This window comes from Streptomyces sp. NPDC059900 (assembly GCF_050270335.1).
In the GTDB taxonomy this organism is placed as follows: domain Bacteria; phylum Actinomycetota; class Actinomycetes; order Streptomycetales; family Streptomycetaceae; genus Streptomyces.
The window spans coordinates 1-8,694 of record NZ_JBNNJZ010000349.1; the positions used below are offsets into that span (position 1 = coordinate 1).

Consider the following 8,694-nt stretch of genomic DNA (forward strand, 5'->3'; position numbering starts at 1 on the left):
CCGTACGCCCTTGCAGGTCTGTGTCGCTAGGCCTTCGCCGCCGGGAAACCCCCGGTGGCGACCGGACCCCACCGCTCCGGGGTGATCCGGATGATGGACTTGCCCTGCTTCACCATCGCCTCGCGGTACTCGTCCCAGTCCGGGTGCTCGCCGGAGATGTTGCGGAAGTACTCGACGAGCGGCTCCACCGAGTCCGGGGAGTCGATGACCTCGGCCGTGCCGTCGATCTGCACCCACGGGCCGTTCCACTCGTCGCTCAGGACGATGATGCTCACCCGCGGATTCCGCTTGGCGTTGCGCGTCTTGGCCCGCTCCGGATACGTGGACACCACGATCCGTCCGGAGTCGTCGACCCCGCAGGTCAGGGGCGAACCCTGCGGGGTCCCGTCCGACCGGCCCGTCAGCAGGATGGCGCGGTGCCTTGGACGGACGAAGTCGAGCAACTCATCGATCGAGACCGTGGTGTTGGTAGCAATGTTGGGTGCCATGTCCGCACCCTAGACCCGCACGTTCCGCTAGACCTGGGGGAGGGCTTCCCCTTGGACCGCCTGGATGTCCAGCTCCACCCGGAGAGTCGTACCGATCGCCGAGATGCCCGCCTGGACCACCTGGTTGTAGTTCATGGCGAAGTCCTCCCTGCGCAGCTCGGCCGTGGCCCGGAAGGCCGCGCGGGTGCCGCCCCAGGGGTCGGCGCCGGTGCCGAGGTAGCTCAGGTCCAGGTCGACCGGGCGTACGACACCGTGCATGCCGAGCTCGCCGTGGACCGTCCAGCGGTCCGAACCGGCGGGCGTGAGGCCCGTGGAGCGGTAGGTCAGCTCCGGGTACTGCTCGACGTCCAGGAAGTCGGGCGACTTCAGGTGGCCGTCGCGCATGCCGTTGCCGGTGTCGATGGACGCCGACCTGATGACCGCCTCGACGCGCGACTTCTCCACGTCCTCGGCGATCTCCACGCGCCCGCCGAACTCGGTGAACCGGCCGTGCACGCTGGTGATCCCCAGGTGCTGGGCGACCGCGCCCACCGTCGAGTGCGCCGGGTCGATGGTCCAGGGACCGGGCGGCGGAAGCTCGGTGCCGCCCTGCCGGGCCAGCACGATGTTGCCGACCTCGGCACGGCCGCTCGCCGTCACCATGGCGGTCGAGGCCACGGGCGCGTAGCCGACCGCGGTGACGATCACGGTGTACGGGCCCGGTGCCAGGTCCGTCGCGTCGCGCACGGCGCCGTCCTGGTCCGCCGCGGCCCGCAGCACCTGCGTACCGGTCATGTCGGTGAGGGTGACGACGGCGTGGGATACCGCCCACCCGTCCCGCGTCCGAATCCGAGCGCTCAGTGCCATGCTTCTCCTTGCGCCTAAACCGGCGCCGCTCTCGCGGACCAAATACTCGCCGCGGGGGTTACTCAATTGGTCGTTACGGCCGGGGGGCCTACCCCCTGGCGGCCCCCGGCGGCGGTGACACGGCCGTCCCCTGCCGTATGCGTCGCCGCCGGTCCGGGGGCCCTTCCACAACCGGCCCGGGCACGCTCATCCGCTCGAAGCGCGCGCCCGGGCCGGGGGCAACTACTCGCCGGGGTGGGCGAGTTCGATGTCGTGGTCACCGACACCTTCACCGGCGACGGTCAGACCCGTCGCCACCGGCGGGTAACCGGTCGCGATGACCGTGTACTCGCCGCTGTCCAGGTCGCTGAAGGCGTACGCGCCGTCGGACCCGGTGGTCGCGGTGGCCACGACGTTGCCCGCCGCGTCCACCAGCGTGACGCGGGCGTCGTTCAGCGGACCGCCCTTGGCGCGCACGGTGCCGAGCACCTGCGAACCGGCGTTCAGCTCGACCTCGACCCGGGTGACGCCGACCGCGCCGACCTCGACGGGCAGCGCCATCGGGCGGTGGCCCGCGGCGTTCACCGCGATGGTGACCTGTCCGGGCACCAGCTCGGCGAAGGTGAACTCGCCCTGCTCACCGGTGAGCCCGGTGGCCAGGACATCGCCGCGCACGTCGGTCACGATGACCATCGCGCCCGCGACCGGCAGCTTGCCGTCGGAGGCCCGTACGACACCGCTGAGGCCGCTCGTGCCGCTCAGCAGGATGTCGTAGTTCAGGGCCTCGTCGGAGACGACGATCGTGGAGGCCTGCGGCTGGAAGCCGTCGGCCGAAGCGATCAGTACGTACGAGCCCGCGCCCGGCGCGTCCACCGCGTAGGACCCGTCGCCCTGCGCGACCGCACGGCCCAGCTGCCGTCCCGCGAGGGAGATCAGCGTGACCGCGGCCCGCGGGACCGGGGTGCTCTCCGCGCCGCGGACGAAGCCGTGGACCGGAGTGCCGCCGCCGAAGGTCTGCGGCAGGGCTTCACCGGCGGCCGAGGAGGCCACCGCCGCGAGCTTCTGCGTGCCTTCGGGGCCCGTCTCGGTGTGCGCGCCGACGGAGGCCAGGACCGGCTGCTCGTCGGTGGCCGCGGTGGCCGTGGCGGCTGCCGACGGGGTGGCCGCCGGGGTGCCGGCGTCCGCGGACTCGGCTGCCTGGGCAAGGGCTCCGGACGTACGCAGCGGAACCTCCTTGATGAAGATCGTGATCAGGAAGGCGAGGAACGCCAGCGGGGCGGCGATCAGGAAGACGTCGGCGATGCCGTGCCCGTAGGCGCTCTCCATGACCGTGCGGAACGGAGCCGGGAGTTTGTCCAGGTCCGGGATGCCGCCACCGCCGGTGCCGCCGTGGCCCATCTGCTGTGCCTTCGGGCCGAGGTCGGCCAGGCCGTCCTTCACGTAGTGGGTGATGCGGGTGGACATCACGGCGCCGAGCGCCGAGACGCCGATGGCGCCACCGAGGGAACGGAAGAAGGTGACGACGGAGCTCGCGGCGCCGAGGTCCTGCGGAGCGACCTGGTTCTGCGTGGCGAGCACGAGGTTCTGCATCATCATGCCGATGCCGAGACCCATGAGCGCCATGAAGATCGCGATGTGCCAGTACTCGGTGTCGTAGCGCATCGTGCCGAGCAGGCCGAGGCCCGCGGTCAGGAGCGCACCGCCGGTGACCAGCCAGGCCTTCCACTTGCCGGTCTTGGTGATGATCTGGCCCGAGACCGTCGAGGAGATGAACAGGCCACCGATCATCGGGATCGTCATGACACCGGACATCGTCGGCGACTTGTCGCGCGCCAGCTGGAAGTACTGGCTGAAGAACACCGTGCCCGCGAACATGCCGACACCCACGAAGAGCGAGGCCAGCGAGGCGAGGGTGATGGTGCGGTTGCGGAACAGGCGCAGCGGGATGATCGGCTCGCTCGCCTTGGACTCGACGAGCAGGAAGAGCAGGCCGAGGACGACGGAACCGCCGACCATGGCGCCGGTCTGCCAGGACATCCAGTCGTACTTGTCGCCCGCGAAGGTCACCCAGACCAGGAGCAGGCAGACGGCCGCGGTGATGAAGAAGGCGCCGCCCCAGTCGACCTTGACGTCCCGCTTCACGACGGGGAGCTTCAGGGTCTTCTGGAGAACGATCAGCGCGATGATCGCGAAGGGCACGCCGACGTAGAAGCACCAGCGCCAGCCGAGCCACGACGTGTCGGTGATGACACCGCCGAGCAGCGGGCCGCCGACGGTGGCGACGGCGAAGGTCGCGCCGAGGTAGCCGGAGTAGCGCCCGCGCTCGCGCGGGGAGATCATCGCGGCCATCACGATCTGTGCGAGGGCGGAGAGACCGCCCACGCCTATGCCCTGCACGACGCGACAGGCGATCAGCATCTCGGGGCTCTGCGAGAGACCCGCGACGATCGAACCGCCGACGTAGATGATCAGGGCTATCTGGACCAGGGCCTTCTTGCTGAAGAGGTCCGACAGCTTGCCCCACAGGGGCGTGGTCGCCGTCATCGCCAGGAGCGAAGCGGTCACGACCCAGGTGTAGGCGGACTGGCCGCCGCCCAGGTCGCCGATGATTTCGGGCAGGGCGTTGGAGACGATCGTCGACGAAAGGATCGCGACGAACATGCCGAGCAGCAGGCCGGAAAGGGCCTCCATGATCTGCCGGTGTGTCATCGGAGCGTTCTCGTCATGAGTCGCCCCGTGCTTGGCGTGGCTGCCCCGCACACCGGATGGTGTGGTTGTTGCCATGGGCTTCCTCTTCATTACGCGGGTGTACGGGTGGTCTCTTCGAAGGGGAGCCGGGCCGAAGCCGCGCGGCAGTCCCCGAAGCTGTCGCGCAGTCGCGCGAGCAGCGTGCTGAGCTGGACGACTTCTTCGTCCGACCAGTCATGCAAGTAGTGGGTGAGTGTCCTGATGGACAGCTCTGACAGCTCATCGACCTTGGCCTTGCCCCCGGGGGTCAGGCGCAGGATGCGGGAGCGCTTGTCGGCGGGGTCGGGATCCCGCTGGATCCACTCCTTCTCGGCTACGTGGGCCACGTGGCGGCTTGTCACCGACATGTCCACGGCGAGCAGCTCGGCGAGCCTGCTCATCCGCATCTCTCCGTGCCGGTCGAGCAGGATGAGTACGGCGGCGGATCCGCCCGGGCAGTCGTGCGGCAGACCTCGTCCGAGGCCGCGCTTCACGGCACCGATGGCGCTGAGCTGTCGGGCCAGGTCCTCGTAATGACGCTGCGCGGCCACGACACCTCCTATGTTGTTGCTTAGGGCAACGATAGAGACAGTTGGTTGCCGCAGGCAAACTAAAACTGGACCAACCGGCTAAAGAGTCGGCAAAGGTCTGGGACCGCGCCAGTAAAGTCCGTGGTCAGCGGGGGTTGGGCCGACCCCCGATGGTTCGCTAGGGTCCTGCGCTATGGCACACAACCCCCAGGGCCCCCAGAACCCCGACCCCGCCGGCAGCACGCAGATGTTCCGTGCTTTCGTCGACGAGACCCCCCAGGGCCGAGCCCAGCAGCCGGCGGCAGCATCCGCGGGCCCGCGCATCGGCCTGATCATCGGCGTCGTACTCGCGATCGCGGTGGTGGCGGGGGTGGCTTGGCTGGCGCTGAAGTAGGGGCGCCCCGCAGGGGCGCTTCAGGGGCGCGGGGAACTGCGCGCTCAGCCACGGCGGACCCGCAGCGAACAAGAGACCCCGCTACTTCCAGTCCACGGAGACGTCCCGCGTCTCCACATGCATCCCCAGCGGCACACGCCACGCGTCCACGCACACGGGCCAGGTCTTCTTGACGGTCTTGCCCGCCGCGATAGGCGCAGGCAGCTTCTCCGTGGACTCAAGCGTGGCCCAGTCCACGCCAAGCGCCCCGATGACGTGCGTCTCGAAGGTGACCGTTCCGGACCGCACCGGCGACCCCCCGGTGTTGCGAAAGGCGACGGTCACTTTCTCGCACCAGCGATCGTCCGCGGGCTTCCGCTCCGGCTCGCCCACGCTGAGCTTCGCGGGCCCGCTGGGCTTCGTGCTGGAGCCGCCGCCGGGCGCGGAGGGCGAACCGCTCGCCCCGCCCGCAGGGCGCCCCGCAGAGCCGCTTCCCGAACTGCTCTCCGTACGACCGGGCTTGGCGCCGCCGGTCGAGGACTCACCCGCGTCCGGGCCGTCCGGTGAGCCCGAACCGGCCTTGCTGGCGGCGGACTTGCCGGAGGAGTCGCCGGAGCCGGACTCCGACGGCTCGGAGGAGTCACCCTTGCCGCCGTCGCCGTCACCCTCGCCGGAAGGCGACGACTCACCGTCCAGCGGGACCAACTCCACGTCCCCGGTGGGGGAAACACCCTGCCCCGGCGCCCGCTCAGGGCCCGCGCCGACGGGGCCCGTGGCCACATAGCCGTCGTCGCCGCCCCCGCCGCCGCAAGCGGCGAGAACCCCGCCCAGGCACAGCGCAGCCGTAGACGCACTCAGCACGTTCCGTATGCCACGTCGCATCGCGCCAGTGTGTCTGACGGGTCGTCAATTAGGAACCCCGTCAGCAACTACAGTCCCCCTGCGGCGTCCCGGGTGCCTTGGGCATCCCGGGCCACAGGGGGAGCGCGATCAGTCCGCGATGAGCCCTTCCCGCAGCTGCGAGAGCGTCCGCGTGAGCAGCCGCGAGACGTGCATCTGCGAGATGCCGACCTCCTCGCCGATCTGCGACTGCGTCATGTTCGCGAAGAAGCGCAGCATGATGATGCGGCGCTCGCGCGGCGGCAGCTTGGCGAGCAGCGGCTTGAGGGACTCGCGGTACTCGACGCCTTCGAGAGCGCTGTCCTCGTACCCCAGACGGTCCGCGAGGGAGCCCTCGCCGCCGTCGTCCTCCAGGGCCGGGGAGTCGAGCGAGGAGGCTGTGTACGCGTTCCCGACGGCCAGGCCGTCGACCACGTCCTCCTCGGAGACCCCGAGCGCCCTGGCGAGTTCGGGCACGGTGGGCGAGCGGTCCAGCTTCTGGGCCAGCTCGTCGCTCGTCTTCGTCAGCGCGAGCCGCAGTTCCTGAAGGCGGCGCGGGACGCGCACCGACCAACTGGTGTCGCGGAAGAAGCGCTTGATCTCGCCGACCACGGTCGGCATCGCGAACGTCGGGAATTCGACGCCCCGTTCGCAGTCGAACCGGTCGATCGCCTTGATCAGGCCGATCGTGCCGACCTGGACGATGTCCTCCATCGGTTCGTTGCGGCTGCGGAAGCGCGCTGCCGCATACCGAACGAGCGGGAGATTGAGCTCGATCAGCGTGTCCCTTACGTAGACACGCTCCGGGCTGTCCTTGTCGAGTGCGGCGAGCCGCAGGAACAGGGAGCGGGACAGGGTGCGGGTGTCGATGGCGCCTGAAGCCCCGGAAACACTTGAGCTCGCAAGCGCGTCGGGCGCTGATTCGCTCTTCGTGAGCGTGAGCACCTTCGAGCTGCCCTGGTCTGCGGACATGCCACCCCCTTTGGGTCGCGGACGGTCGCGGCGGACGTTCCCGTCGGAGGAACGCAGCCTCCACCTGAATACCGGACGTGGGGCTCCGGCAAACGCGGTTCCAGCAGAATGTCACATGTCGGCAACACGCTGTAGTTACATGTCGACAAAGAAGAGTGACATCGATGCAGGAAAGAGGGGGTCTGGGGCTTTTCTGCTCGCGAAGTCGTCGGAAACCGCTCGAAGAGCAGTCCACTCGTTACGGTTACGCCTCGATACGGTTTGCGGATCGAAGTCGCGCGAAGCTTCTGGCCAGCAGTCTTGACACATGCATCTGGGAAACGCCCAATTCGGCGCTGATCTGTGATTGCGTCAGATTGCTGTAGTAGCGAAGCAGCAGGATGCGCTGTTCGCGCTCGGGCAGCTGCACGAGGAGATGGCGGACGAGGTCGCGGTGCTCGACGCCGTCCAGGGCCGGGTCCTCGTAGCCGAGCCGGTCGAGCAGTCCGGGAAGCCCGTCGCCCTCCTGGGCCGCCTCCAACGACGTTGCGTGGTAGGAACGTCCGGCCTCGATGCAGGCCAGGACCTCCTCCTCGGTGATCCGCAGCCGCTCGGCGATCTCCGCGGTCGTGGGCGAGCGCCCGTGCGCCGTGGTGAGGTCCTCGGTCGCCCCGGTCACCTGCACCCACAGCTCGTGAAGGCGGCGCGGCACGTGGACCGTTCGTACGTTGTCGCGGAAGTACCGCTTGATCTCGCCGACCACGGTGGGCATCGCGAAGGTCGGGAACTGCACGCCGCGCTCGGGGTCGAAGCGGTCGATGGCGTTGATCAGACCGATCGTGCCGACCTGGACGACGTCCTCCATCGGTTCGTTGCGGCTGCGGAAGCGGGCGGCGGCATAGCGCACCAGCGGCAGATTGGCCTCGATGAGCGCACCGCGGACGCGGCCGTGCTCGCGGCTGCCCGGCTCCAGGTCCTTGAGTTCGGCGAAGAGCACCTGCGTCAGTGCCCTGGTGTCGGCGCCCCTGCTGCTGGGGGTGCTCGGGGTGCCGGGCGTGCCGGGGACGCTGGTGGCGGCCGGGAGGTTCGCCTGCGGGGTCACGGGCGGTGCTTCGGGCGCAGTACTGGCCGGCACGGTCAACGCCACCCCTTCTCGGTCAAGCGCAATCAAGTCCTGTCGAGCTCAGTCAAGATCAGCCGACCGTGGTCAACTCATCCGTCAAAAGCGGTCATAGCATCACAAGACATGTGCACTGTGTGCAAGCACCCGATAACTACGTGTTGAATGTCAAGTTGGGCCATAAGACGCAGAAAAGCCCCTCACCATCCGGTGAGGGGCCGCTCGGCGCGGTGAGTCAGAACTCGTAGTCCGCGATCACCCACGTGGCGAACTCCCGCCACAGGGCGACGCCCGCCTGGTGGGCAGGGTGCTCGATGTACCGCTTCAGCGCATCGGTGTCCTCGACCGCCGAGTTGATGGCGAAGTCGTACGCGATGGGCCGGTCGGTGATGTTCCAGTCGCACTCCCAGAACGTCAGCTCCGGGATCTGGTCGCCGAGCGCACGGAAGGCCTTGACGCCCTCGACGACGCGCGGCTCGTCGCGCTCCACACCGTCGTTGAGCTTGAAGAGGACCAGATGGCGGATCATGCGCACTCCAGAGAGGGGGGAAGTCACAGGACGGCGGGACGAGCCGCTCAGTCCTTGCCTCCGTTGGCGACCCACGTCATGAAGTCACCGATGCTCCGAGCGGCATCCGAAACCGCTTCGAAGCCTATCTGCACGTAGTCCGCGGCCTTGGCGGGGTCAGTGATGATCACGTAGAGCATGAAGACGACTAGCGCGAAGAGCCCGATTTTCTTCCACTGCACCGCCATGCTTCCGGCCTCCCCTTACCCGCTGCGCTCTGTGACCCCTGTGAC

At 68.8% G+C, this 8,694-nt stretch carries 10 protein-coding genes; 1 reads left to right on the forward strand and 9 read right to left on the reverse strand.

Annotation, left to right across the window (positions count from 1 at the left end; translation table 11 throughout):
* Positions 1-26: 26 nt before the first annotated feature.
* The 4 genes from ACQKIP_RS31930 to ACQKIP_RS31945 all read right to left on the reverse strand — a co-directional run bounded on the left by ACQKIP_RS31930 (position 27) and on the right by ACQKIP_RS31945 (position 4,591).
* Positions 27-488 (reverse strand): PPOX class F420-dependent oxidoreductase, encoded by a 462-nt coding sequence (locus ACQKIP_RS31930; protein ID WP_361193538.1) that lies wholly within the window; start codon positions 486-488, stop codon positions 27-29.
* A 27-nt stretch (positions 489-515) separates the two neighbouring features.
* A complete protein-coding gene (locus tag ACQKIP_RS31935; protein ID WP_365861425.1) occupies positions 516-1,334 on the reverse strand; it encodes a YceI family protein in 819 nt (272 codons plus the stop codon).
* A 222-nt stretch (positions 1,335-1,556) separates the two neighbouring features.
* Positions 1,557-4,097, reverse strand: a complete 2,541-nt coding sequence (locus tag ACQKIP_RS31940; RefSeq protein ID WP_365861427.1) for an MFS transporter — start codon at positions 4,095-4,097, stop codon at positions 1,557-1,559.
* 14 nt (positions 4,098-4,111) lie between these two features.
* Positions 4,112-4,591, reverse strand: a complete 480-nt coding sequence (locus tag ACQKIP_RS31945; RefSeq protein ID WP_365861429.1) for a MarR family winged helix-turn-helix transcriptional regulator — start codon at positions 4,589-4,591, stop codon at positions 4,112-4,114.
* A gap of 172 nt (positions 4,592-4,763) precedes the next feature.
* Here ACQKIP_RS31945 and ACQKIP_RS31950 point away from each other — a divergent pair, with 172 nt between their 5' ends.
* Positions 4,764-4,964: a hypothetical protein gene (locus ACQKIP_RS31950; protein WP_365861431.1), complete on the forward strand. Its 201-nt coding sequence runs from the start codon at positions 4,764-4,766 to the stop codon at positions 4,962-4,964.
* A gap of 81 nt (positions 4,965-5,045) precedes the next feature.
* Here ACQKIP_RS31950 and ACQKIP_RS31955 read toward each other — a convergent pair whose 3' ends face one another.
* The 5 genes from ACQKIP_RS31955 to ACQKIP_RS31975 all read right to left on the reverse strand — a co-directional run bounded on the left by ACQKIP_RS31955 (position 5,046) and on the right by ACQKIP_RS31975 (position 8,649).
* On the reverse strand, positions 5,046-5,804 hold the full coding sequence (locus ACQKIP_RS31955; RefSeq protein WP_365861432.1) for a hypothetical protein: 759 nt from the start codon (positions 5,802-5,804) through the stop codon (positions 5,046-5,048).
* Positions 5,805-5,933: 129 nt separating this feature from the next.
* A complete protein-coding gene (locus ACQKIP_RS31960; protein WP_365861433.1) occupies positions 5,934-6,794 on the reverse strand; it encodes an RNA polymerase sigma factor SigF in 861 nt (286 codons plus the stop codon).
* Positions 6,795-7,038: 244 nt separating this feature from the next.
* On the reverse strand, positions 7,039-7,920 hold the full coding sequence (locus ACQKIP_RS31965) for an RNA polymerase sigma factor SigF (protein ID WP_365861435.1): 882 nt from the start codon (positions 7,918-7,920) through the stop codon (positions 7,039-7,041).
* 208 nt (positions 7,921-8,128) lie between these two features.
* Positions 8,129-8,422 carry a Dabb family protein gene (locus tag ACQKIP_RS31970; protein WP_365861437.1) on the reverse strand — a complete coding sequence of 98 codons (294 nt, stop codon included), beginning with the start codon at positions 8,420-8,422 and terminating at the stop codon, positions 8,129-8,131.
* Positions 8,423-8,469: 47 nt separating this feature from the next.
* Positions 8,470-8,649, reverse strand: coding sequence for a hypothetical protein (locus tag ACQKIP_RS31975; protein ID WP_190082868.1), 180 nt, complete (start codon positions 8,647-8,649; stop codon positions 8,470-8,472).
* Between the last annotated feature and the right edge of the window lie 45 nt (positions 8,650-8,694).